At 33.3% G+C, this 25,572-nt stretch carries 21 protein-coding genes; 19 read left to right on the forward strand and 2 right to left on the reverse strand.

What is annotated here, in order from left to right; translation table 11 throughout:
* Positions 1-227: 227 nt before the first annotated feature.
* Complete coding sequence (locus tag C1H87_RS13575; protein WP_102756333.1) at positions 228-902, reverse strand: response regulator; 675 nt, start codon at positions 900-902, stop codon at positions 228-230.
* A 516-nt stretch (positions 903-1,418) separates the two neighbouring features.
* Here C1H87_RS13575 and C1H87_RS13580 point away from each other — a divergent pair.
* The 8 genes from C1H87_RS13580 to C1H87_RS13615 all read left to right on the forward strand — a co-directional run bounded on the left by C1H87_RS13580 (position 1,419) and on the right by C1H87_RS13615 (position 15,552).
* Positions 1,419-2,348, forward strand: a complete 930-nt coding sequence (locus C1H87_RS13580) for a tail fiber protein (protein WP_102756334.1) — start codon at positions 1,419-1,421, stop codon at positions 2,346-2,348.
* A 4-nt stretch (positions 2,349-2,352) separates the two neighbouring features.
* On the forward strand, positions 2,353-3,309 hold the full coding sequence (locus C1H87_RS13585) for a hypothetical protein (protein ID WP_158655222.1): 957 nt from the start codon (positions 2,353-2,355) through the stop codon (positions 3,307-3,309).
* A 12-nt stretch (positions 3,310-3,321) separates the two neighbouring features.
* Positions 3,322-3,858 (forward strand): OmpH family outer membrane protein, encoded by a 537-nt coding sequence (locus C1H87_RS13590; protein WP_102756336.1) that lies wholly within the window; start codon positions 3,322-3,324, stop codon positions 3,856-3,858.
* A 105-nt stretch (positions 3,859-3,963) separates the two neighbouring features.
* Positions 3,964-4,605 (forward strand): hypothetical protein, encoded by a 642-nt coding sequence (locus C1H87_RS13595; RefSeq protein WP_233783134.1) that lies wholly within the window; start codon positions 3,964-3,966, stop codon positions 4,603-4,605.
* 128 nt (positions 4,606-4,733) lie between these two features.
* Entirely contained in the window at positions 4,734-9,482 is a 4,749-nt protein-coding gene (locus C1H87_RS13600; RefSeq protein WP_102756338.1) for a hypothetical protein, read from the forward strand.
* 6 nt (positions 9,483-9,488) lie between these two features.
* Complete coding sequence (locus tag C1H87_RS13605) at positions 9,489-13,988, forward strand: RHS repeat domain-containing protein (protein ID WP_102756339.1); 4,500 nt, start codon at positions 9,489-9,491, stop codon at positions 13,986-13,988.
* 24 nt (positions 13,989-14,012) lie between these two features.
* Positions 14,013-14,468, forward strand: coding sequence for a hypothetical protein (locus tag C1H87_RS13610; protein ID WP_102756340.1), 456 nt, complete (start codon positions 14,013-14,015; stop codon positions 14,466-14,468).
* 445 nt (positions 14,469-14,913) lie between these two features.
* Positions 14,914-15,552, forward strand: a complete 639-nt coding sequence (locus C1H87_RS13615) for a hypothetical protein (protein WP_102756341.1) — start codon at positions 14,914-14,916, stop codon at positions 15,550-15,552.
* A 379-nt stretch (positions 15,553-15,931) separates the two neighbouring features.
* On the opposite strand, the gene C1H87_RS13620 is transcribed toward C1H87_RS13615, so the two are convergent.
* Positions 15,932-16,267, reverse strand: coding sequence for a hypothetical protein (locus C1H87_RS13620; RefSeq protein WP_102756342.1), 336 nt, complete (start codon positions 16,265-16,267; stop codon positions 15,932-15,934).
* Positions 16,268-16,717: 450 nt separating this feature from the next.
* Here C1H87_RS13620 and C1H87_RS13630 point away from each other — a divergent pair, with 450 nt between their 5' ends.
* From C1H87_RS13630 to C1H87_RS13680, 11 genes are all read left to right on the forward strand, one after another.
* Complete coding sequence (locus C1H87_RS13630; RefSeq protein ID WP_102756344.1) at positions 16,718-17,032, forward strand: hypothetical protein; 315 nt, start codon at positions 16,718-16,720, stop codon at positions 17,030-17,032.
* Between the two features lie 259 nt (positions 17,033-17,291).
* Complete coding sequence (locus C1H87_RS13635; RefSeq protein ID WP_102756345.1) at positions 17,292-18,026, forward strand: hypothetical protein; 735 nt, start codon at positions 17,292-17,294, stop codon at positions 18,024-18,026.
* Between the two features lie 3 nt (positions 18,027-18,029).
* Complete coding sequence (locus tag C1H87_RS13640) at positions 18,030-18,695, forward strand: hypothetical protein (protein WP_102756346.1); 666 nt, start codon at positions 18,030-18,032, stop codon at positions 18,693-18,695.
* 49 nt (positions 18,696-18,744) lie between these two features.
* Positions 18,745-19,782 (forward strand): hypothetical protein, encoded by a 1,038-nt coding sequence (locus tag C1H87_RS13645; protein WP_102756347.1) that lies wholly within the window; start codon positions 18,745-18,747, stop codon positions 19,780-19,782.
* Position 19,783: 1 nt separating this feature from the next.
* On the forward strand, positions 19,784-20,857 hold the full coding sequence (locus tag C1H87_RS13650; protein WP_102756348.1) for a hypothetical protein: 1,074 nt from the start codon (positions 19,784-19,786) through the stop codon (positions 20,855-20,857).
* Positions 20,858-20,861: 4 nt separating this feature from the next.
* The gene (locus tag C1H87_RS13655) at positions 20,862-21,884 is read left to right on the forward strand and encodes a hypothetical protein (RefSeq protein ID WP_102756349.1); all 1,023 of its coding nucleotides are present in this window, start codon (positions 20,862-20,864) and stop codon (positions 21,882-21,884) included.
* Positions 21,877-22,338, forward strand: a complete 462-nt coding sequence (locus C1H87_RS13660) for a hypothetical protein (RefSeq protein WP_102756350.1) — start codon at positions 21,877-21,879, stop codon at positions 22,336-22,338. Before C1H87_RS13655 ends, C1H87_RS13660 begins: the two co-directional genes overlap by 8 nt.
* Entirely contained in the window at positions 22,335-23,612 is a 1,278-nt protein-coding gene (locus C1H87_RS13665) for a hypothetical protein (protein WP_102756351.1), read from the forward strand. Before C1H87_RS13660 ends, C1H87_RS13665 begins: the two co-directional genes overlap by 4 nt.
* Positions 23,600-23,935 carry a hypothetical protein gene (locus C1H87_RS13670; protein WP_102756352.1) on the forward strand — a complete coding sequence of 112 codons (336 nt, stop codon included), beginning with the start codon at positions 23,600-23,602 and terminating at the stop codon, positions 23,933-23,935. Before C1H87_RS13665 ends, C1H87_RS13670 begins: the two co-directional genes overlap by 13 nt.
* Positions 23,925-24,407 carry a PulJ/GspJ family protein gene (locus tag C1H87_RS13675; RefSeq protein ID WP_233783136.1) on the forward strand — a complete coding sequence of 161 codons (483 nt, stop codon included), beginning with the start codon at positions 23,925-23,927 and terminating at the stop codon, positions 24,405-24,407. The genes C1H87_RS13670 and C1H87_RS13675 overlap by 11 nt, the downstream gene beginning before the upstream one ends.
* Positions 24,388-25,521: a type II secretion system F family protein gene (locus tag C1H87_RS13680; protein WP_102756353.1), complete on the forward strand. Its 1,134-nt coding sequence runs from the start codon at positions 24,388-24,390 to the stop codon at positions 25,519-25,521. Before C1H87_RS13675 ends, C1H87_RS13680 begins: the two co-directional genes overlap by 20 nt.
* Positions 25,522-25,572 lie beyond the last annotated feature (51 nt).

The raw sequence follows: 25,572 nt of genomic DNA on the forward strand, positions 1-25,572 counted from the left end.
TTCGAATCTTAATCATAACAGATCTTATTAAATTTTTTGCCAAGTTCGTTCCTCCTTGTTTTTTATAACTTTTATTTTAAATAAATAGACACAAATGATTTGATAGTCAGAATATTAAAACAAGTCAAACAAGTATGCATGACAATCTCAAAATACAAATCATTATTATATAATCGCTAAGGTTTTTCCTTAGAAAAACTAAGGTTTTCTATTATTTTTTATTGGGTCTATAAAAAGCCGTATTCCTGAGCTGCTTTTATTAATACTAAGTCACTCTCTCTGGTAGTGTTAAAGGTTTGTTTTAGTAGACGTTTTCTGCGTTCTATACCGCCAATAGATAAATTGATAGTATTAGGTAGGTCTTTCATTTTTGTGCCTTTGGATAACTCGTATAGTAACTGCCTGTCTGTTTCATCCAGGTTAAAATTATTCATCAGGCTTTTTCTTAACAATTCCAATACTGTTTTAGTATAATAAGGGCTATTATTTAATATGGCTTTAATGGCATCAACAAAATTGCTAAAACCGGCTTCGCTTTTAATTAAAAACCCTTCTGGGTTGATGCTATTAAAAATGTTATTTATTCGATAGTTATTGTTATGATGTGTAGATACGATTATTCTCGTGTCACTCAATAACTGACGTATTCTTTTGCCTAAATCTTCTCCACACAAGATTTTACCGTCTTTACTAGGAGGCAAACTAATATCTAAAAAAATTAAATCGTAAGGATCGGATTTTAAGGACTTTTCAATTTTTAATAAGGCATTATCGCAACTTGTTGCGGTATCAATTTCAAAAACAAAATCTGCATTTGAACTTAAATAAGAAAATGCTCTTTCATAGGATTCAATTATTGCTATGTGATCATCAATAATTAGGACATTGTGGGCTTTGGTCATCTTTGCTATATATTTAAATTTTTCATTTAATTTTTTCAGAAAAAATCATCTAAAAGATGAAACTTAATAACTAATAATAACTATATAGTTCTTATACTTAGGATGCAATAATAGCAGTATCAATTCAGCTGCAATAGAATAGGACTAAGCTATAAATAATTTTTAAAATGTAGCTAAGGGAATGCCTTAGTTTTACTAAGGATTTTCCTTATTTATTTGTATGCTATAATTTTAAATTAACAATTAAACTTCAAAAGGAGTTTTAAAGTGCTCTTTAACAGTAAATTGCTTCTATTTTTTATGAAGTTTTATAGAATTGCTGAAACAAGACTTGTTTTTATAATGTGTTCTTTTTTAGTGGTTTAAAAGCTAAGGCTCTTTAATTCATACTTTAAAAAAACCTTACAAAAAAAAGGGAAAGCCCTTAGCAAAACTAAGGAAAACCTTAGCTGTTTTTCTGTTTAATATGAATAGCTTTAGATCGTTAAAATAATTGAAAACTAAGCGTTTAAAACATTGAAAAAATACGATCTAACTTTCTTATTCTACTTCTCAATAGTTGTAGCATTTTCGCAAACGACCACATTTGATAATTTAAATGCAAATCTATATACCAATAAATCTATAACATGGACATCTTCTAGTTATGGCTCTGGTTTTGGTCATAGAATTATAAATGCAGACCCAGGAGGAAAAACATTATTAAACTTTCAAGCAAGACATAACTCGGCAACTTGGTCAAATTTTATGACGTTGACATCTAACGGGAGAGTAGGTATTGGAACTTCTACTCCTGTGTATAAACTACATGTGACCTCTGGAGTACAAATCGGAAGTACTACATTAGGAATTACAGCAGGATCTGCAGAGAATAGTTGGATAAGAGATGAATGGTTAACTGGAAATTATGGTCCTGCTAAATGGGATCAGGCTTTGGCTAAATGGGTTCGTCCTTCAGGTACATTTAATGATATAGGTGGTATCGTTTTTCAAGACGAAGGTACTTATTTTTTAAGAGAGAAAGCAGGAACAAAATTAGAATATACCAATACAGAGTTCTTAAATACGGCTTATATGTTTGCAAATATGTTCTCCGGAAATGTAGGGATTGGCACCATAACTCCAGATGAAAAATTAGCCGTAAATGGTAAAATCCATACTAAAGAAGTTCGAGTCGATTTAAGCGGTTGGAGCGATTTCGTTTTTGAAGAAGATTATAACCTACCTTCTTTAAAAGAAGTTGAGCAGTACATTAAAGATAAAGGACATTTACAAAATATCCCTAATGCTGAGGAGGTAAAAGAGCAAGGGATTTTACTTGGAGAGATGAACGCTAAACTTCTTCAAAAAATTGAAGAACTCACTTTATATACAATTAAGCAACAAAAGCTTATCGAAGAACAAGCAGAAATCATTAAAAACATTCAGCAGAAACTAAAAAATTAAAATCATGAATAAACTCTTTCTAATAAGTCTTTTTATTAGTGGCACAATGATCGCACAAGTTACTGATACTGGAAATAATGTAGGTATAGGTACAACATCTCCTGTTTATAAATTAGATGTTAACGGAACTGGACGTTTTTCTAGTAATTTACTAATAGGAAACCCAAATGGAGCCAGAACAGAAATTAACACTAGTACAAACCATAAGATTTATGCCCCGACAAATATTAAGACTATCGATTTAGATGGTAATTACAAAGGAGGGGGATTTGTGGGAGTTTATAATAAAAACTATGTGCAGAGAGCTGCATATATGCATGCGAGTGTTGATAATAAATTTTTTGCATGTGGTGTAGACAAATATACTGGTGATGGAACTTATGCTCACGGTGTAGCGATGATGAGTATTTTAGATGGCACAGATACTGAAGCCTTAACAGGTTTGCAGTTGCATACAACAAATAGTGTTGTAGTTATTGGTAGTTGGATTGGCTATGAGAAAAATAAGGGGTATGGTCTTATAAACAGGTATAAAACGAAGCTTGAAAATGATCTGTATTTAACCTCTGGAAACTTGGGTATTGGCACAACCACTCCGGATGAAAAGTTAGCGGTTAACGGAAATATTCACACCAAAGAAGTACGAGTAGACCTTAATGGTTGGAGTGATTTTGTTTTTGAAAAGGCATATAACTTACCCACTTTAAAAGAAGTCGAACAACATATTAAAGAAAAAGGGCATTTAAAAGATATTCCATCAGCAGAAGAGGTATCAGAAAACGGTATTCTACTCGGTGATATGAATGCCAAACTCCTTCAAAAAATAGAAGAACTTACTTTATACACCATACAACAGGAGAAAAAGTTAAAAGAACAAGATGCTACTAACCAAGAATTAAAAGAACGTCTTTTAAGGTTAGAGCAACTATTATTAAATCAATCACTAAAACAAAAAAACTAAGAATCATTAAATATGAACAAACTAGCATTTCCAATATCTCTAATTGCCATAGCTGCAAGTATTTTTGCCATTTTTCAATTACAATCATCTTCAGAACAAGTATATGTAGATGTAAATAAGCTACTAGACGGATATAAGCGTACCAAGATAGTAAGAGCAGAATTTGAAGCCAAAGCAAAAACTCTTAATGCTAATGTTGACAGTTTAATGACCGATTGGCAAAATGAGCTTAAAACCTATGAGAAAGAACGCTCTAAAATGAGCAAAAAGGAGTTGGAACTTAAACAACAATTATTAGGTAATAAACAGCAACAAATAAACAATTACCAGCAAGCCATACAAAAGCAAATACAGGAAGAAGATAAAAAATCTACCCAAACAGTGATTAACGATATTAACGATTATGTAAAAGAATATGGCAAAAAGCATGACTATAACATCATATTCGGAGCTAGTGGAGGCGGTAATATTATGTACGCTTCAGAGGGTTCCGATTTAACCCAGAACATATTAGAAGGCCTAAATACTGAGTTTGAAGGTAAGAAGTAGCATGTCATTCCCGCGAAGGCGGGAATCTCATCATTCAGATTAGAATGTTCACTTCTTATATCAAGATAAGCTGAGAACCAAAATAAATCAAATATAAAATAACAATTGAAAACCCTAATAAAAAGCATTTTAAATGTCATTCCCACAAAGATGGGAATCTCATCATTATTAATAGTGATACTGTTTCTTAGCTGCAATCAAAAAACCTTCAATAATGAAACAGCTTTATTGGATTATATAAAAGATGAAACCAATGGTTATACCCAACATAAAACCATAAACGGGGTAGATTATACACTAACCTATCGTCCTACAGATATGTTGGTAAAACAAGAATTAAGTGATCAAACAGACAAAGAACAAGCAAAGACATTGCGAAACAAATATGGTAAGTATATATACTTTAATTTGAGCATGAGTATGAATAATCAAGAATTGCTTAGTGTGGCACCAAAAAACCAAATCGAATTCGGGCAAATGGTAAACCAGCTAGCATTTGGCATGAACGAGAAAGTACATCTCTATACACAGAGTAAAGACACACTGGAAATGGCAGACTTTATCTACCCTCGTATATATGGCATGAGTAGAGCTACCACAATCATGTTTGTATACCCAAGAAATAAAATAATACTTAATGAACCCTATTTAAACTTTACCATCGAAGATTTAGGATTATACACTGGAGAAGTGAAGTTTAAAGTATTAACTGAAAAAATTCAAAATGAGCCAAGATTGGAATTATAAACTATATGTAACCTCATATTAAGTGATTGTTCTATTAAATAAAATAAAGAACCATAATTAAAATTATAACCTCTTGTCAGTCACCCTAAGCGTAGTCGAAGGGGGCACTTTAAATGAAAAGAACCATTATGATAAATAAAAATTTTCCAAAACGAATAAGTGTTGTTTTAGCGATACTAGCATTTAGTTTATTTATTAATACTACTGAAGCTCAAGGGCCCAATGCTCCAGAAGCAGGAAGCTTTGAGCCTATAAATGTTACAGATGTAGTTAATCTTATAACGGGTGATTTTGTTTACACGATACCCGCAATTAATGTACCAGGTCCTAATGGTGGCTACCCTTTAACATTATCGTATCATGGAGGTATAGGAGTAGATCAAGAATCGTCATGGGTAGGTCTAGGTTGGAGCCTTAATCCTGGAGCCATTAATCGTACAATAAATGGTTATCCAGATGATTGGAACAATGTTAAAACGTATGAGTACTATTGGAATAAAGGTGATATTCTTAGGCAACATACTGTCGATGTAACAATTCCTCTTTATGGATATAGTATAAGTGTAGGAGCCTCTTGGGGTAGTATGAGGGGCTTTTCAGGAAGTGTTGGTATGAGCGTTGCTGGCGTTACTGTAGATGCGGGTTCTGATGGTATGTCTGTAGGGATAGGTATAAATAAGTATTTAGGAGTATCTGTAGGAATGGGTCTTAATTCAGGTTTTAATGCTGGTGTATATGTTGGTACTGGGGGTGATGCAGGCTTAAACTTGGGAGTGGGCTATTCCGAAAATGGAGGCTTTTCAGGTTCTTTATCTGCATATGCCTCATCAAATAGGAAATCTGGAAGAAATGTTGGTGGTTCTTTAGGAATAACAACAAACGGAGCTATAACTTATGGATTGGGGGCTAGTATTGAAGATAAAGATTCAAAATCTAAAAGTTATGGATATACCATGCGAACTGGGTCAGGAGGCGCATATTATAGTACTAAAATGACGCAAAATGATGTTTCAATATCACAAAAGAGTTATACAATACCTGCAATTCTTGTAAACTACAGATACGAAAGAGTAAAGTGGTGGGTAGATAAGCTAAAAGAACCTGGGGTTTCTGGAGCTGTTTTTAGTGATAATATAGTGTTAAATGTGCCGCAAAGTGTTATAGATTATTGTGAGGGTCTATATGGACAATGCAGCCAATTTTGGTATGAAAGCTCTCAGGAGGCCTGCGATTGTATTGAAGCGCAAGGTGAAGGTTATGGATATACTGGTACACAAACTAACCCGGATTATGCTTTTAGTGATATTTCTGAAATAAACACTATGGATAGTAATGAACGATTTTCTATTCTAAATAATAATCCGGTTTTATTAAATACCGACGGTTATAACGTTTCGGGACAAGGGATGGCTGGACAAATGTCTCCTAGGATTATGAAAAATATAGCTCTTGTTAATGTTAATCATAACTATGAAGAATCTGATTTGAAGTATTTTAAACCTCAGAGTTCTACCTCTCCTAGTGCTGCTAAATTTTATTTTAATGATGAATTGGTTGGTGGTGCACAGGTAAATGAAGTTAGTTTTTCTAACACTGCAAACCCTACAAATTTTGACTCTTATATAAATAATCCTTCTGAAGCAATAACTGGCAATAAGCGAGCAGGGAGTTTTGTAGAATATTTTACGTATGGTAATATCCCCTCATCGCTTATTTTACCTAAAAATTTTAACAAACCAGATTTTGTTAAACAAGAGGCAATTGCCGGATATCGTATAACCTCTACAGATGGTGTGGTATATACCTATATGCTTCCTGTATATAGTGTTATGGAGAAATTTAGGAGGTTTCATTATCAAAATTATGAGCCCAATATTTATTCTGAAAAGACAAATCAGGCTTATGCCACGCATTGGCTTTTAACATCTGTTACAGGTCCCGATTATTTTGATGCCAATGCTAATGGATTGTTAGATGAAGGAGATTATGGCTATTGGGTAGATTTTGAATATGGGAAATGGTCTGAAGGTATGGTATGGCGAACGCCAAGCAAAATAGATGAATATTCTATAATAGAGGACAATAGATTATATAGCTGGGGAATAAAGGAACTTTACTATTTAGATAAAATTTCTACACGTACACATACTGCATTATTTATTAAAGAGGTAAGGGAAGATGCTATGGGTATTCCACAGAAATTTATTTATAAAGATATTTCAGAAACTGAAATGCCCTCACAAAAACAATTAAGACTCAATAAAATTGTTTTAGTGAATAATTCTGATTTAGGTACAATAAGTAAAACAAATACTACTGATATAGTGCCTTTACCTAATAGAGCGTTTACTTTTTCAGACCCTAAAATAGAAAAAACATATAGTTTCACCCTTAATCTTCAAAATAACGTTATTGATACTAAAGACTCTTATGTAACAAACATAGAACAAAAAGCTTTACGTGTTATTAGTTTAGAATATGATTATTCTTTAGCTACCAATGCTCCAAATTCTAATGCTCTAGGAAAACTAACTCTTAGGAAATTATTTTCTAAAGGTAAACAAGGCATATCATTAATACCGCCGTATCGTTTTAACTATACAAATAACCCGAATTGGGATTATGACAACGAAAACTATTGGGGTTACAATCATTATGATGCTACGGCATGGAGTTTAAATGAAATTATTTCGCCACAAGGAGCAAAAATTAATATAGAGTATGAAGGAGACGAATATGATAATGCCAATAGTAATATATACGATTTTAAAGAGATAGAAACTGAAGTAACACAAAACAACTTTAAAATTAGTGCTGATGTTGGTAATTATGCATTGAAAAATGGGGATATTATATATTTAGACTATGAAAACAATTTTGATGATTGCTCACTTAATGCAAGAGTTAGGGCAGAATATGAAGGTAGAGTACAATTAGTAGAAAAGTGGTCTATAGATTTTAGGACAACATACGAGCTCACTTTACTCGATCCAGCAAATTACAATTTTGAAATTTTACATGTATATAACCCTCCGCAAATTTGTAACGAAGACTCTGGAGCTCTTGAAGATGCTAAATTCACTAAAATTAATGGAACAGCCTTTAAACATAAAAATCACGCAGGAATTCGTGTAGCAGCAATTAATGTTTCAGATGAAGTAAATACATGGAAAACAACTTACGAATATGGAATAGGTTCCGTACCATATGAACCATTTTACAATTTTCAGGGAGTAGCTAATCAAAGCCTCCTTCGAAGCCCGAATGTATTGTATGATAGGGTAACAGTAAGAGATTTAGATCAAAATGGTTTAGTAATAAATAATGTTAAAAATGTGTACAAGTTTATTACAGATCAAACCCTAATAGATGGTAGTAAGGATAAGCTAAAAACGAACCGTATAAGATCAGATAATTTTAACCAATTTGACAACAATTCAATCCTTGGATACATTTATGATTATAAAGATTATCAAAGCATTATAGGTAATCTTTCCGAATCATCGGTATATCAAGGAAATAATTTACTATCTAAAACAGTTAATACTTATGCTTTTTTAGATGAATCTTCGGGTGTGATAAATAAAGTATCAACCCAAATGTATAAAGCGACAAACCCTAAGCCTGGTAATACTACCATTACGAATACAAATCATTTAATATCCACTAATTATACTAATTACCCTGTTGTTTTGGAAAGTAGTGAAATAATTCAAGGAGGGACTAAGCAAGTAATAACTAATTCGCAAAAACGCGATTTAAATTCTGGTCAAGTACTTGAAGATTTAATTCTAGCAAGCGATGGAAAAGAATATAAGAGTGAGGTAACACCGGCATATACTATTCCACAATATGCCGCTATGGGGAGTAAGTTAGATAATCTTAATAATAAGAATATGTTAACTCAAGCAGCAATAAATAAATCTTTTGTTAAAGAAAGTGGCGTATGGAAACTAACAGGGGCAGGAATTGAAACCTGGAATCCACAAACTTATACTGCAGGAACAGAAACCTTCGACGTATGGCGTAAACACAAATCTTTTCAATGGAATGGCGAAACCAATTCCAATGGATTACTGGTGAATTATAATGAGTTAAATGAAGATAACTTTAACTGGAATATTGCAGAAACCCAGCCTTCTAATACAAAATGGCGCAAACTTTCAGAAGTAACTAAATATGACCAATTCTCTATGCCTTTGGAAGTTGTAGATATAAATGGCAATAAAGGTGCGACTAAATTGGGAGATAAATCTTCAAAAGTGTTTGTAACTGGAAATGCTGGTTATGACGAAATTTTCTATTCAGGAGCAGAAGACCTAAATGGATCTCTTTTTGGTGGAGATGTAAATATTGGAACTGCTATCGAAAACAGTACTTATGCACACACAGGCTCTAAATCATTACAAATTGCAACAGGTAATAAAGGATATGTGGTATCAGTAACTCAAGGAAAAACTAATAAATACAAAGCCTCTTTGTGGGCAAAATATGGTACGCATTTAAGTACAAAGCTTCGTGTAAATAGTGTTACTCAAATATCGCATAGCGAGATGGAGAGAGCTGGAGATTGGGTTTTGCTTAATTTCTATTTTAATATTAATGGTACACAAAACGTCGAGGTTTATGCAGATGGAAATACCATATATGTAGACGATTTCAGGCTCCATCCAGTGTCATCTTCCGTAGTCTCTTATGTATATAACAAATGGGATGAATTAACCCATATACTTGGAGGTAATAATTTAGCTATCGAGTACAAATATGATGAAGTCGGAAGATTAACCGAAACACTTTCAGAAGTTATAGACTTTAATGGAGCTGGTTCTGGTGGGTTTAAAAAAGTAAGCGAAAATGAGTATACGTATAAATTCTAACTGATCATGAAAAATAAAAAAATCGTTTGGTTAATCATTGTAACTGTAATAATATCGATATCTACCTCTTGGGCTCAAGGTTCTATGATTAGTATTGGTGGGGAGGTAGCTCCTGTTATTAACACCACAGAGACTTACTATCTTTCACTTGCGCCCAACCTTACTATAATTCAAGGGAATTGGGAATCACCTCAAGGAGGTCAAACTATTAGTCAAACAGCGACTAGTATAAAAATTAAATGGACAAGTCCAAATGGATATGTCTCATATAGAGCAACTCAAACTCAGGTGGGATCAACAAATACTGGACCTATGTTCGCATCATTACTCGTATACCCCGTACCACCTCCTGCTATTCCTTTAGCTCCTACAATTGGAAATTTTTGTGATCGCAATATCCTTACTTATGCTACTCCACCTGAAGACGTAGAATACTTTTGGCATACGGATGCTACTGACCCGAATATCGGGCAAGATTCAAATAAAACCATCACCCTTACTACAGGAAATACTATATATTTATCTGCAAGAGGAATCGATTCAGGGCTTTGGAGTGAAGTAAGAACAGTTAACTACGCTAAAGCTTCTCCTACTACCTGGTATTCAGATGCAGATAATGATGGTCTTAGAGATCCGACAGGAACATCTGTCCAAGAATGCAATAAACCCCTAGGTAATTGGACTCAAAGTAACATAATAGATCAATGCCCAAACGAACCCGGATCCGAACAACAGAATGGATGTCCTACAACGGGTGAAGTTTCTGAAGGATTCAATACCATTACTTCTCGAGGCTATGATATAAATGGTACTTTAAAAGCAGCATCTAAAAGTTACTACAACACTTTAGGGAAAGTAATACAATCTCAAGCTTTAGATATTAAAACCAATAGAATTTGGGCATCAGATATAAAATATGATTTGCAGAACAGAGCTACTTTACAAACGCTTTCCGCACCTATACGAGAATTTAATATGTTTGAGTATGAAGGTGATTTTGTAAAAAAAATAGATAATTCTAATTATACTAAAACCGACTATGATAATGCTAATAATGAAACCCCAAATCCAATAGGTAATACTTATGGTACATTGGGTTGGTACTATAGCTCGGGCAATATTGATGAAGATTACCAAGATATTACAGATTATCCTTTTGCAAAAAGTATTTATAGCACGTTAATACCGGGTAAAGTATTGAGAACCGTTGGCGGAGAAAAAATAAACGGAGAATGGAAACAAACATATACGTTTTCAATGCGAGCATCAAACGAATTATCCCAGACGGAAGCTTTTGGAGACAGTAAGTATAATCATGACAATTATAAAATTATAAAAACCGTACATAGAGATGTTCATGGTAACGAAAATGTTGTATTTACAGATACCGATGGAAAAACTTTAGCAACGGCTCGTAGCGGTGGAACAAACACAAGGTCAATGTCTATTGAAATAGGAGACCGAAGGTATGTTGATATTCATGTGCCTGCAGGAAATAATATGGGCTTTACTACTTCTCCAGGAGGGAGCTATGCTGTTTACGACCTTATTACAGAGAACAAAGTAACCCCATCGGAAAGCCTTCCTAATGGGTTTTATCGTGTGTTTGGGTCTGGCGTGGTAAATTATAAAGAGAACTATTATGATTATGCACTCAATGAATATGATTTAATTGGTAGATTAATTGCCTCATATCAGCCTCTAAATAAACTAAAAACCGAATATAAATATAATACATTGGGTCAGCTTACCTATACAAAAAGTCCAGATGAAGGAGAAGCATGGTTTAAATATAGAAGGGATGGGCAAATACGTTTTTCGCAAAACTCGAAGCAGTTAGCTAATACCGAGTTTTCTTATACAAATTATGATGGCTTAGGCAGACCCATAGAAAGTGGTGTGTTTAACGAAGGAGCTATTACTTTCACAAATGCGGATAGTATTATAGAAAATATAGATAATCCGGCAACAACAGCAGATGAAGATGGTTTACCAGACACTAATTGCAGTGAACAACAATTTACGACTTATGATGCTTTGAACAATGCAGACCTTACTACTTTAGGAGCTATTCATAATAGCTATAGTACCCCTACTTTTTTAGCAGGCAATGTAGCAAAAACATCTAATGGCAATACAACAACCTATTACAGTTACGATGTCTATGGGCGTGTTAAGTGGATTGTGCAAGAGATTCCTATTTTAGGAACAAAGACTATCGATTATAAATACGACCCAATTACTGGAGCTGTATTAGAGGTTGATTATCAGCGCTATGCAACAACTTCCAACGACCGTTTTATACACCGTTATAATTACGACCCTATTGACAATAGTCTTATAAAAGTAGAAACATCTGCAGATGGCGGTAATACTTACACAACCAATGCCGAATACAAATATTATGAAACAGGTGCTTTAAAACGTACAGAAATTGCACCTTTAAATGGAACTGCTTTACAAGGTATAGATTATGTGTATAACCTAAACGGTCAATTAAAAAGTATTAATCACCCCAGTTTAGAGCAAAGTAAAGACCCGGGAGGAGATAGTAATGATCTCTTTGGTATGATGGTAGATTATCATAGTACAGATTATAACAGAACTCAAAGAAGTAATATAGAAACTACCACTTTTGGGCAAGATCAATATAATGGTAATATAAAAGGCATTCGTTGGAATAGTAGCTACCAAAAGTTGAGTGGCGGTAAAGAACGGGTTTACGATTATAGATACAATAAAAATAATTGGTTAACCGATGCTTATTATGGTAAGTATAGTACCCCACAATCAACTAATGCTAAAGAAAATGAAACATATGCAGAAATAGTTTCTAGTGGAGCTACACTTAATTTAGAAGCGACCAATAGTATTACTTTATTACCTGGTTTTCATGCACAAAATGGTAGTGTTGTAACTACTAAAATTATAGATGTAGGCGGTTTTTTAGGCACAAATGGTGATTATGATGTTACTGGTATTACCTACGATGCTAATGGAAATATACAAGCCCTGAAGCGAAATAAGAATACGGTTGGTAACAATAATAGCATGGATAACTTAAGCTATAATTATTACTCTGGTAAACCTAACCAATTAAAACGTGTTGATGATGCCGCTGGAGATGTTTCTGGTGCTGAAGACATAGGAGATCAAGTTGGAGACTCCTCTGGAGAGAACTATAAATATAACAGTATTGGTCAATTAGAAGAAAATGTTGATGAAAAGATAAAGTACTTTTATAATGCCAGTGGTCTGGTTACAGAAATACATAAAAATAATGTACCTTTGGTTAAGTTCTTTTATAACGATAAAGGACACCGTGTAAAAAAGGAAATTTACACAGCAGGCTCATTGACAAGAACAGATTATTATGTACGCGATGCAACAGGTACAACCCTAGCTATTTACGAAGGTGCAAATGTAAAAGAATATACTATTTATGGAGCAAGCCGTTTAGGTGTTTATAATAAAGCTGATGATTCTAGTGTTTATCAACTTACAGATCATTTAGGAAATGTAAGAGCGGTGGTACAGAGATCGGGTAATGATGCGGTGGCAATGGTTGCTACAGATTATTATCCTTTTGGGATGCCGATGCCTAATAGGAATGTTGAAGGGAATTACAGGTATAAATACCAAGGCCAAGAAAAAGACCCAGAAACAGGGAAAGAAGCGTTTGAGCTAAGGCTCTGGGATAGTAGGATTGGAAGGTGGCTTACTACTGACCCTTATGGGCAGTTCTATAGCCCCTATTTAGGAATGGGAAATAACCCAATTAGTTTTAGAGACCCTGATGGTGGATTTGTTTGCGATGACTGTCCTGAAGGAATCTTTGCTGATGGAACAGAACATATTAGTGCAGATGGAGGCACATACGTTTATGATGCTGAAATAGGTAGGTGGAGTGATGGAGCAGCGATAACCTTTAATGTTAAGTATACAGGAGAAAAGAAACATTACCAAGAATTAGGAGCTGCTCTTCTTATGAGAGGGGCAGTTATAAATAGTACTGCTGCCGCTGTTGATGGACATCTACCTTTTATGGATGCGGCTGCATTAATATCTGAAGGATTAGTACTAACCACATATGGTTATTTTGCTATTCAAACTTTTACACATTCTGACTATGAGGTTAGTACTACTACAAAAGATACTGAGCTTCCGTCAATTTTACTATATAGAGGGGTACATGCTAAACACCCTGGCTATGCGAGTGCTTTGATGGGTGTTGCAACACCGTTTGCTTTAGGTCCTGTAGGGCATAATGATCCTGCACTACATAATTCTGAGGATATAGGTAATAATCATAGTATTTTTACTTCATGGACAACTTTAAAACAAATAGCAAATTACCATGCTACTAAACATGGCCCAGGGGGATTAATTTTAACAAAGAGATTTAGAATTAATCAGTTAGTCCCCTCTCCTGACATCTTTGATGAAGGAGAATGGCTTGTTCCCGGGGTAGTAACCGGTGCAAGTGTGAGTCTGCCTTCTAGATAATTTCACTAAAAAATCTTAATTAATATGGATAAAATAATTGAAGACTATGTTAAAAGTTTAGAAAAGAAGAAAACAATGTTCTTGGTAGAAGAATGCCTTAAATCATTAAAAGAAGATGAAATAATTATTAATAAAGATGCTTTTTCTACGATTAAAAGATTATTTTCATTTTATACAGATAAATATAACGTTCAGCAAGAAATTCTAAAAAACAAAAAAATTATTGATTATGAACTTCTGTTAAATGAGCTTAAAAAGTATTCTGATGATTTAGAGGTTGAAACTTCTATTTTATCTAATTTCAAAAATGGATTTATTATATTACAATTGAGACATAGTGGTGAATTAATAGGAATATTAAAATCACACAAAGTAAACTTAGATAAAAGTAAAGATTTAATTAGAACATATAAAAATAAAGGTTTGACACTTAATTATTATTATTTTAATAAAGGGAATTTAATACGTATTATTAATTAATAATTTTTTATTTAGTCTATGCTCCCTCTAAACTGCGTTTAGTGGCATGCAACGCTAGTCCTCGTTTGCAACGAGTACCGTACCGAGTAAGAAAATAATAAAAGCTTTTACAGTTAAGTAGAAGCTTTTTGTATTTTAGATTCATGAATAGGAATTTTCAAGAAGATCATACGGCCTTAGAAATAGATTTAGTTGGTTTTATAGCTTAGTCTGCCACCACTAAACACAGTTTAGCGGGAACAGGGGAATGCAGTTAAATTTAAAGAAGCATCGAAGGTGTTTAGGTTAGATTTTCATAGAGTGTATCATAAAGGGGTAAAACGATACTTACAGGTTCTTCATACGCATAAGGCAATAAAACCTACTGGTTTAAGTAATAGGCAATGGCGAATTATGGTTGAAGAAAGTGCTAAAGCGTGGTTAAAACTCCCTAATTTTTAGAATAATGATTATTACTCCCAAAATTAAAGTTACCGAACGTATTGAAAAAATAGAGTTTTATGAAATCGAGTATTATGAAGATTTTGATAATGATTTAAGATTGCTTTTGAACCTTTTTTTAGATATAAAGCGGGTTTATTTTTCTTTTGGAAGATTTGATATGTTTTATGATGGGAATATAGAATCATTACATACTGAAATAAAAAATGAGATTAAAGAATTTGGTAAAATAGATGAAATAACATCATTTGAGAAGGACAACTTTTCTTGCTGTGGATTTCTTGAGTTTAATGACAAAACTATTAACACAGTCATTAATATTTTTAGATTGTATTATTCATGCTCTTTTGATTTTTTTGAAAAAAATATAGATTATAACAGATATTTTGAGATTAAAAAGAATACATATAAAGTAGGAGATATTGATGGTGAAAATTTGTTTAAAGAATTAAAATATAGTTATTCATTTTATAAAGGTTTAGGTCCAGATATAGTATGTTTAAGTTATGATAAGATTAAATCATTGCCATTTTGGTTAAGATCTAATATCCCTAAGCCACCTCCACGAGGAAAGTCTTTTATGGATAAACTGAAAAATAAAATTTATGGTTACCCATGGGTAGATGATGAGGTTGACCCCTGATGGTGCTAGTTAGCGTAACGGCTACCGCTAGTTTCCAAAACTAGTGGTGTTAAGAGTAAGAAAATATAAAAGATATAATAAGCTACTTTAGAAATAGAGCAGCTTTTTTTTTAAGATAGCTACAAAAGAAGAACCCGATGCAAGATTCCCTTATGCCAGAAAAATTTTAGTTAGAGACCTTATTGCTTTTTCAACGGTACCTATATTACAATAAGCGGAGAGATTAAACTTTTCTTCCTTATCATAGAAGCATTATAATGACATATTACAAGTTCCTCTATATAAATAACAAAAGGGAATGGCTTACATCCTAAATAAATTGTTTATAGTTAATAGCGAAATCATTTTTACAACTATTTTATATATAAACGGGAACTATTTACTCCTGCACCATAAGTATGATATCCTCTGTTATAATGCACAGTTTTAAGTTTTTCAAAACTATATCTGCAGAAATTACCCCTTGGTCGTTAAAACATGAAGGAGGAAATAATTTAAAAAATTCCTTGAATTCTTTTTCCAATAAAGCTTCGGTTCCCATACCGTAAGCTTCATTGGCATAAATAATCCCGATAACCTTTAGCCCCGTTTTACAGTGTGTTTTAACGGTTTTTGTTAATCCTGATTTATCGATCAGCAATATAAGCAAAGCTAAGGTAACATAATGAGACATTAATACCTTGAGAGATGGTGTTTTGGTTTTAGTTTCTAGCATGGTTAGTTTTTTAAGTTAGTAAAACTCAATACTGAATCTGATTGTGCTGAACTTCCTGAACTAAATTCAGGATGCATGTTTCCGTATTTCAGTATCTAACAAGATTTTAATAGTATCAGTTAAGCTACCTAAAATATGGGGTAAATCCCATTAATTTTTTATGCACAAAAAAGGGCATGGAACTCAACTTATCACGTTAGAGGTACTGGAATACCGTGCACTGATAAGTGAGCCCACGCCCGGGTACGTGAGCCAATCTACTTATCGTCCCAGTGCAAAAATTTCCAGTTTTCTAACGCGAGACTCTAAGCAATTGCTTCAATATTTTAAAAGAAGAATTGCAAAAATATGTATTTCATGGGCTAATATAGGAAAAATAACAATCATTCGCGTAAGCGAACAGTTATTTTTTCATTATTCACTTCATTTGGATGAATTGTATATATACCGATGGATAATCACGAGTATAAAAAAAATAAAGATGAATTAAATAAAGCAAATGCTTTAGTAAACAAATATTTATGCAACTTTATTACTAATAAGTTTTTGCAAACATTTTATGATCAAGATGGAAATGTGATTTCTCAGAACAAATATGCAAGCTCGTGTGGGTTATCTTCCTCTACTCTTAGTAAACTAAAAAGCTCAGAAGGTTATGATATACCAATGGCAACTATTTATAGTATATGCAGATATGAAAGACATTCTTTGAAAGATCTTTTTGGAGAATTTGAAAAAGAATATGGCGTAGACATACCCCTTTAGTGGTTGATTTGTAGATATTCCTTAAAGCAAACAAAAGCATTTATGTTATTAATATACAGATTAGCTACCGCTAAACTGTTTTTAATGGAGTGCTGGTAAGAAAAACAGGAATTAAAAAATAAATACAAAAAGCTTTTTCTGAATTATAACCTAAAACACAGTCTAATTTCTAAGCAAAAACCTTAGTAATACTAAGGGAAAACCTTAGCGATTTTATTTAAAAAAGACATACTTTTATTTACAAAAATTAAATAGAAATATGCTAAAACCTTTTTTATTTGTTTGCTTTGTTTTTTGTATCCTACAAGGCTGTAAAACAATAGATATACGCCAAACATCCCAAACAAATACCACCCAACAAGTTGTTTTAGGAAGTATTGGTTTGGGTAAAGACTTTTTGCTACAAAACGAGTTTAACAACACGGCTATCCCTAACTATAAGACTTCCTTAAAAGTTGCCGTAAAGGTTGTACCATTTAATAAACAAACGTATAAATCATTTATAAAAGCAAAGGCTTTACAACCAGCTAATGTGAAAATTCACTATGTCGATTCCATAAAAAACAAGCCCAAATATGTTAAGCTGCAAATTGCCGATAAGGTAGCCGTAATAGATGCTTTAAATAATACCGAAAATACATCTGTAAAAAAATATTTAAGCAATAATACTAACGCTACTGTTTTAACAAGTATTTCATTGGCTTTAAACCAAAACAATCTGGATGCCCTAACACATGCCGATGCCGTTTTCTTAATCGAAAAGGGATTAAAAACTTATGTGCTAAAACTGTATAAAGATGGAAAGCAAACCCAGTTTATTCAATTCAATCAGGGTGTTGTGTTTACTTATAAAACATCTAATTGTTGCTGGCAAGAAAATAAAAAACACCAAGTGGATATTGTGGATTTAGTAACAGAATTTAATAGCTGTCCCAACAAAACGTACCGCTCTGCAAAACGAGCAGAGAAAAAGATGAGCACTTTAAACTTTTAAAAGATGAGAAGTAAGATACTATTAATAATAACATTAGTGTTTGTTTGTGCCTGTGATGATATTATCGAGGTTGTCGATATTTCCAATGAAACCGTTACGGTTTTGGCACCTGTTAACGAAACAACCTTGGTAGATACCGATGTTGTTTTTACATGGGGCACTGTTGAGGAAGCAGAAGCCTACAAAATACAGATAGCAACACCAAGTTTTGAAGCGGCTACAGAAATAGTAACCGACTCGACCGTTACCAAAACCTCCTTTAGTAATACCTTAGCTTCTGGCAGTTACGAATGGCGTGTACGTGCAGAAAATTCGGGATATGCAACAGGATACACAACACAAAAATTTAGGCTTTTATCTCCAGACCCGGTAGATATTTCCAAAGAACTTGTTGTAATATCTTCGCCAGCAAACGGCGCTACGTTTTCTACCACTTCTACCGTAAATTTTTCTTGGAGGGCTATTGAAGGTGCAGAGGACTATGTAATACAAATAGTAACACCAGATTTCGAGAATATTACTGAAACCATAACAGATGAAACCATAACGAATACAGGATTTTCCATTTCAAATTTGAGTAAAAACGATTATAAATGTCGTGTTAAAGCTAAAAACTCAGAATATGAAACGGGGTATACGGAAATTGGATTTACAGTTGATGAAAAGTAGTTTAGGCAACCATAAAATAAATTTATAAAATCATTTAATCCACATAATAATGAAAAAAATAATCTTCGTTTTAAGTTTAATATTAACCAATATGGGGTTTTCGCAAATAATAACCGATACAGGAACAAATGTGGGAATAGGGACAACAACTCCGACAGCAAAATTGGATGTTCGATTTCTTGGCGAAAATAGTATTATAGCTAAGGCAACTAGTAATGGAACCCATGGTGCTTCAAATGTTATTACTGATGCAGCTTTAGGTTTTCCGTCGCGATTTTTATTTAGAGAAGACGGTAATAATAAAGGGTGGATTGATCATTATAATGGTAAGATAAGCGTTAGGAATAATGCAAATAAAGCTCTTCTTACTACGGTTATAAGTACTGAAAATGTGGGTATTGGCACAACATCACCTACAGAAAAACTTCAAGTTAATGGTTTAATAAGAATTCCTAGTGCTAATAGTCAAGACAATAATTCTCCAGGTATTGTATTGGCCAGTAACGATGATTTTTTATATGATAATCAATACCTTAATCACTATGGATTTGGATTCCATGGTTATCAAGATGGATCAAGTAGTCATACAGAACCCAAAAATGCATATATGTCTGGATACTTTGGTGTCGATTTTTTTACAAGTGGGCAAAACAGAATGCGAATCAGTCGAGGGGGTATAGTTAGCATTGGTTCAGTAGAAAGACAACTTGGATATAAGTTGGCTGTGAATGGCAATATAAAAGCCAAAGAAATAAGAGTTGAAACTGGCTGGAGCGATTTCGTTTTTGAAGACAGTTACAATTTACCTTCATTAAAAGAAGTAGAAAGCCACATAAAAGAAAAAGGGCATTTAAAAGATATTCCAAGTGCAGAAGAAGTAGCAAAGCATGGAATCTTCTTAGGAGAGATGGATTCTAAACTGCTTCAAAAAATAGAAGAGTTAACCCTTTATACCATTGATCAGGAAAAAAGAATTAAAAGTTTGGAATCTAAAAATGAAAAGCTTGAAATAGAAAATAAAGAATTGTCAAAGCTATCCAAGAGATTACTAGAAATAGAAAAATTGCTTAAAGCTAAAAAAGAATAAAATGAAAAATATAACAAAGCTCCTTTTCTTAATAATTATAAACAGTGTATTTGCACAAGTAGAAGACACTGGTAATAAAGTGGGTATAGGTGTTGCAAATCCATTATCCAAACTTCATGTATTTAATGGTATTTCGGGAGGAACTCCTCATGTTTTTTCAGATATGACGATAGAAGATAGTGACGACGGTATGGTTTCTATCCTTACACCAAGTAATAAGACCGCATATTTTGGATTTGCAGATCAAGATGATAGTTATGTTGGGGGTATGCAATATGAACATAATAATGATCGATTAATTTTTAGGGTTAATAATCATTTAAATAATATGACTATAAGTAGTCAAGGTAATATAGGTATCGGTTCCTCAACACCGAGTGAAAAATTACATCTAGAAGGTAATCTTTTATTGGATGTATACAATAAAGGAAATGACAATGGTATTTTTTTTAGAGAAGGTTTTAATCTATCAAATAAATACAATTTATCTATTCTAGCTTATGACCATTCAAATTCTGGTGCAACTCCAGATGGATTAAGTATAAATGCCTATGATGGTATCAGTTTTTCTACTGGCTCGAATACTCGTAGTGAAAAAATGCGGATTAGTTTAAATGGAAATGTTGGAATTGGTACAACAGATACAAAAGGATTCAAGCTAGGTGTTCAAGGAAAGATAGCAGCCGAAGAAGTAAAAGTAGCGACCTATGCTAATTGGGCAGACTTTGTTTTTGAAGACAATTACAATTTACCTTCATTAAAAGAAGTAGAAAGCCATATTAAAGAAAAAGGACACTTAAAAGACATCCCAAGTGCCGAAGAAGTAGAAAAGCATGGAATCTTCTTAGGAGAGATGGATTCCAAATTGCTTCAAAAAATAGAGGAGTTAACCCTTTATATCATTCAACAACAAAAAGAAATCAATGCTCTTGAGGCAAAAACCTTAAAAGCTAATATTTTGGAAAAAGAACTTCAAAATCAAAAAGTAATTAATAAACAATTAAAAGAACAATTGGATAAACAAAACACTCGTCTTCTAAAAATAGAAACGCTTTTAAATTCTAAAAAACAATAACATCATGAAAAAACAAGCCCTCATTTTTTGCCTTAGCCTATTTATTTTGCAAGCTAATGCTCAGGATCAAACTATTAACGGAACTACATTTAAAGTAAATGGCAATGTTGGAATAGGTACAACGACTCCATCTGCAGATTTAGAAATAAAAGGCAATATGAAATTGGGTTTAACGCACACATTGGTGGATGGCGGATATTTAAGCGTTAGTTCTAAATGGGGAGATTGGATGACCTTTGTTGATGGTTATAGTAATGACACCTATAATTTTCATAACCCTAATAATGGAGGAAGGTTAGAGCTTTATATTGAGGATGGACAAACTAACGCTAGAAATTTTGGAGTATTTACAGTATTAAAGTCGGGAAATATAGGGGTTGGCACAAAAACCCCATCAGAAAAACTTCAAGTTAATGGTTTAATAAGAATTCCTAGTGCTAATAATCAAGACAATAATTCTCCAGGTATTGTATTGGCAAGTAACGATGATTTTTTATATGATAATCAATACCTTAATCACTATGGCTTTGGATTCCATGGTTATCAAGATGGATCAAGTAGTCATACAGAACCCAATAATGCATATATGTCTGGGTACTTTGGTGTCGATTTTTTTACAAACGGACAAAACAGAATGCGAATCAGTCGAGGTGGTATAGTTAGTATTGGTTCAGTAGAAAGACAACTTGGATATAAGTTGGCTGTAAACGGTAATATAAAAGCCAAAGAAATAAGAGTTGAAACTGGCTGGAGCGATTTCGTTTTTGAAGACAGTTACAATTTGCCTTCATTAAAAGAAGTAGAAAGCCACATAAAAGAAAAAGGGCATTTAAAAGATATTCCAAGTGCTGAAGAGGTAGCAAAGCATGGAATCTTCTTAGGAAAGATGGATTCTAAACTGCTTCAAAAAATAGAAGAGTTAACCCTATACACTATTGATCAGGAAAAAAGAATAGAAAATTTAGAATCTAAAAACGAAAAATTAATAGCATTAGTAGAAAAACTCATTAATAAACAGAGTGAATAACAAAGTAAAGACATATGTGTTATTAGCTAGTGTGCTAGCTATTTGGGGCATTATTGGGCTCAAAATACTTTCCACTTTAAACCCGGATGCTCCAAACACAGTGTTTCAAAATGATATAGTAGCATTTAAGCCTAAAACGAATATAGAAGTTGATACGTTTTCTATACAATCAATGGAGCGCGATCCTTTTTTAGGCACTTTATATCTCAAAAAGAAACCTAAAAAAAAGAAATCTGTAAAACCAAAAGACACATTGGTTTGGGTGCCTATAATCTATCATGGCGCTATTACCAAACAACAAAGCAAAACCCAGGTGTTCGTGGTCTCTATTAACGGACGACAAAACTTAATGCGGATCGGGCAGGAAGTAGATCATGTAAAATTAATAAAGGCAAATGCCAAAGAAATTCGAGTTAGCTACAAAGGAGCAAGAAAAACCATTACTAAAATATGAATGGGCTTAAGGTAAAAGCCGGAGCACTGCAATTCACTATGTTTATTACGGTGGTTATTGCCCTGTTATTAGTTGCTTTTATTATATTGGTAAACACACACACACAATTTAAGCTTCAATCGGATTTTGTTCTTGAAACTGTTGAAAACACAAAAAAGGGAATCCAGCACGCACTTAAAAATAACATAAGAGCTAACGATACAGTCCATATTAATTTACAAGACGAAGATTACAAAACAGTATCAGTATACAAAAGCTATTGGGGCTTATTCGAGAAGGTGCTATCCACTTCAAAAATCAAGAAAAATACAGTTAAAAAAATAGCTTTAGTAGGAGCTTCCCAACCAGAAAGAGATCGAACAGCCTTGTATATTAAGGAAAACAACAGACCATTGGTAGTGGTCGGGGAAACCAAAATTAAAGGTATGGTCTACTTACCAAAACAAGGTGTACGAACAGGTAATATTTCAGGACATTCTTATTATGGGAGCCGGCTTATTTACGGAAAGACGAGACCAAGTAATAAACTTCCCAAGCTTTTAAACGAAACGCTCAATCATATAAAAAAATCAAACCTTAATATTGGAAATTTACAACAGCACCAGTTCTTGGATTTAAGCCGAAGTAAAACCTATCGTAATTCTTTTTTTAATCCTCTGCAAGTTGTTTATAGTAATACAAGTATTAATCTTTCAGGAATATCGCTTATTGGGCATATTGTAGTACAATCTAAAACAAAAATTACTGTAGACGCTAATTCCAATTTAAAAGATATCATCCTAATAGCGCCTATAATTGAGATTAAAAATCATGTTAAAGGAACGTTTCAGGCCATAGCAACTAAAAACCTTAAGGTTGGAAAAAATTGTAAACTTGATTACCCATCAGCACTCATATTAAACGAAAAAGAAAAGCCAATATCATCCCCTACAAATTTGCAAAAAGAAAAACCGAGTATTAACATAGACAAAAGATGCAATATAAAAGGAGTTGTTGCCTATTTTGGAGCGCCGATGACAAATAATTTTGATGCGCAGATTGTTATTGAAGAAAACACAACCGTAGTAGGAGAAGTTTATTGTAACCAAAACCTGGAACTTAAAGGAACCATTTACGGTTCGGTCTTCACATCAAATTTTGTTGCCAAACAATCAGGCTCATCCTATCAAAATCACATATACAACGGAACTATAATTGTTGACGAGCTACCAGAAGAATACATAGGATTACCATTTAATAATTCTAAAAAAGGAGTGGCTAAATGGTTGTATTGAAGAAAATAAAAGCATCAACCCTCATGGAGACCTTGGTCGCTACGGTTTTAATTGTGATTGTATTTATGATCTCAAGTATGATTTTAAATAACATTTTTTCTAACAGTATAAAAAGCAATACCAGGGAAATTGATGCCTATTTAAATGAGTTGGAATATTTATATAAAAATGAAAAGCTAAAACTGCCCTATTACGATGATTTGGGTGATTGGAAAATATCAATAATAACCCTTAATACGAGTAGTAGTTATAAAAGTGTAGAGTTTGAAGCCCTACACATCATTACAAATAAAACCAAAACCAAAGTAATACGTGAAGATTGATAACAAAATACCAGCCTTTACATTAAGTGAAATGATTGTGGTATTAATAATAACTAGCATAGTTATTGGTATGGCTTTTTCGGTGTTGTCGTTAGTTCAGAATCACATGTCCGGTATTAAAAACAACTTTACAAACAATACAGAGCTTAATAAGCTGGAACAGTCCCTTTGTTTGGATTTAAATAGGTATCCAAAAATAGAATACAACGAGCTTGAAAATACGATAAGCTTAAAAACAGAAATAGATTCGATAACCTATCAATTTAACGAAAACAATATTATAAAGGAAACAGATACGTTCAATATCCAATTAGTAGATAAGCAATTCTTTTTTAATGGTAATAAAGTAAATCATGGTATAATAGACGCAGTAAAACTAGAGGCTTCAAAAGTATTTCAAAATCAAAAACTCTTTATATTCAAGGAAAACGACGCAACATTTTTCGTAAACAATGGCATTTCAAATAGATAACATAGAAACACAAAAAACGACCTTAAAAGAAAAGACCAAGTCCACTTCTTTTTTACAAAAGGAAATCACATTGTTCAACAAGGCCTTTGGTAATAAAATCAAAGAGGACTTTTATACCGAGTTAAGTGTGTTGTTAAAAGCTGGTATTGCACTAAAGGATGCCCTGGATTTAATAGAGAACTCACAAAAGAAAAAACAGAACAAAGACGTCTTAAGTATTATATCCAACAATATAGTTTCAGGACAAAGCCTATCTGAAGCTATTAAGATACACAAACAGTTTACAGATTACGAATACTATTCTATAAAAATAGGAGAAGAAACGGGAACACTGTATCAAGTAACCGAACAACTTGGTAGTTTCTTTGCAAGAAAGAATGAACAGCGAAGAAACCTAATTAGTGCCCTAACCTATCCCATTATCATTTTAAGCACTGCTGTTTTGGTAGTTGGTTTTATGTTACGGTTTGTAGTACCTATGTTTCAGGATATTTTTAAACAGCAAAATGTAGAACTGCCAGCTATAACCAAGTTTATCATAAGCCTTTCTGAGTTTATGCAGGAGTATGGCTGGGTATTCTTGCTAGCTATATTGGCAATGATCGCTTCAAGATCGTTCTTGAATAAAAAGAAACGCTTTAAACAAATAAAAGATAGCTTGATATTAAAGTTGCCTTTTATAGGAAACTTTGTGAAGGGTGTTTATTTGTCGCAATTTACCCAAGCGGTATCGCTATTAACAGCCTCAAAGGTTCCAGTTGTTAATAGTATTCAATTGGTAAAACAGATGATAGATTTTTATCCACTACAGCACGCCTTGGAAATTGTAGAACAACACATTTTAAAAGGCGAAACCTTAAGTAAAAGTTTAAGTATGCATAAGCTGTTTGACGACAAAATGATAGCCCTGGTTAAGGTGGCCGAAGAAACAAATCAAACCGAGTTTATTTTCGATAGACTTAATATGCAATACAATGCCCAGGTGCAACAACAATCCAAAATGCTATCGACCATTATGGAACCCTTTATAATTTTGATTGTAGGTGTTCTGGTTGGCGTTATTCTGGTTGCGATGTACTTGCCAATGTTTAAACTAAGTAGTGCTATAGGATAACATCTAAGTTGTTTTTTAGTTACATAAGGTTTTACGCCACGGCCTATTTCT

The sequence above is a fragment of the Flavivirga eckloniae genome (genome assembly GCF_002886045.1).
Classification (GTDB): Bacteria; Bacteroidota; Bacteroidia; order Flavobacteriales; family Flavobacteriaceae; genus Flavivirga; species Flavivirga eckloniae.

What these genes read in the sequence shown, in the direction of transcription:
- C1H87_RS13575 (WP_102756333.1), bottom strand. Translation starts at nt 902, where the DNA reads ATGACCAAAGCCCACAATGTCCTAATTATTGATGATCACATAGCAATA.
- C1H87_RS13585 (WP_158655222.1), top strand. Translation starts at nt 2,353, where the DNA reads ATGAATAAACTCTTTCTAATAAGTCTTTTTATTAGTGGCACAATGATC.
- C1H87_RS13590 (WP_102756336.1), top strand. Translation starts at nt 3,322, where the DNA reads ATGAACAAACTAGCATTTCCAATATCTCTAATTGCCATAGCTGCAAGT.
- C1H87_RS13600 (WP_102756338.1), top strand. Translation starts at nt 4,734, where the DNA reads ATGATAAATAAAAATTTTCCAAAACGAATAAGTGTTGTTTTAGCGATA.
- C1H87_RS13605 (WP_102756339.1), top strand. Translation starts at nt 9,489, where the DNA reads ATGAAAAATAAAAAAATCGTTTGGTTAATCATTGTAACTGTAATAATA.
- C1H87_RS13610 (WP_102756340.1), top strand. Translation starts at nt 14,013, where the DNA reads ATGGATAAAATAATTGAAGACTATGTTAAAAGTTTAGAAAAGAAGAAA.
- C1H87_RS13615 (WP_102756341.1), top strand. Translation starts at nt 14,914, where the DNA reads ATGATTATTACTCCCAAAATTAAAGTTACCGAACGTATTGAAAAAATA.
- C1H87_RS13620 (WP_102756342.1), bottom strand. Translation starts at nt 16,267, where the DNA reads ATGCTAGAAACTAAAACCAAAACACCATCTCTCAAGGTATTAATGTCT.
- C1H87_RS13630 (WP_102756344.1), top strand. Translation starts at nt 16,718, where the DNA reads ATGGATAATCACGAGTATAAAAAAAATAAAGATGAATTAAATAAAGCA.
- C1H87_RS13635 (WP_102756345.1), top strand. Translation starts at nt 17,292, where the DNA reads ATGCTAAAACCTTTTTTATTTGTTTGCTTTGTTTTTTGTATCCTACAA.
- C1H87_RS13640 (WP_102756346.1), top strand. Translation starts at nt 18,030, where the DNA reads ATGAGAAGTAAGATACTATTAATAATAACATTAGTGTTTGTTTGTGCC.
- C1H87_RS13645 (WP_102756347.1), top strand. Translation starts at nt 18,745, where the DNA reads ATGAAAAAAATAATCTTCGTTTTAAGTTTAATATTAACCAATATGGGG.
- C1H87_RS13650 (WP_102756348.1), top strand. Translation starts at nt 19,784, where the DNA reads ATGAAAAATATAACAAAGCTCCTTTTCTTAATAATTATAAACAGTGTA.
- C1H87_RS13655 (WP_102756349.1), top strand. Translation starts at nt 20,862, where the DNA reads ATGAAAAAACAAGCCCTCATTTTTTGCCTTAGCCTATTTATTTTGCAA.
- C1H87_RS13665 (WP_102756351.1), top strand. Translation starts at nt 22,335, where the DNA reads ATGAATGGGCTTAAGGTAAAAGCCGGAGCACTGCAATTCACTATGTTT.
- C1H87_RS13670 (WP_102756352.1), top strand. Translation starts at nt 23,600, where the DNA reads ATGGTTGTATTGAAGAAAATAAAAGCATCAACCCTCATGGAGACCTTG.
- C1H87_RS13680 (WP_102756353.1), top strand. Translation starts at nt 24,388, where the DNA reads ATGGCATTTCAAATAGATAACATAGAAACACAAAAAACGACCTTAAAA.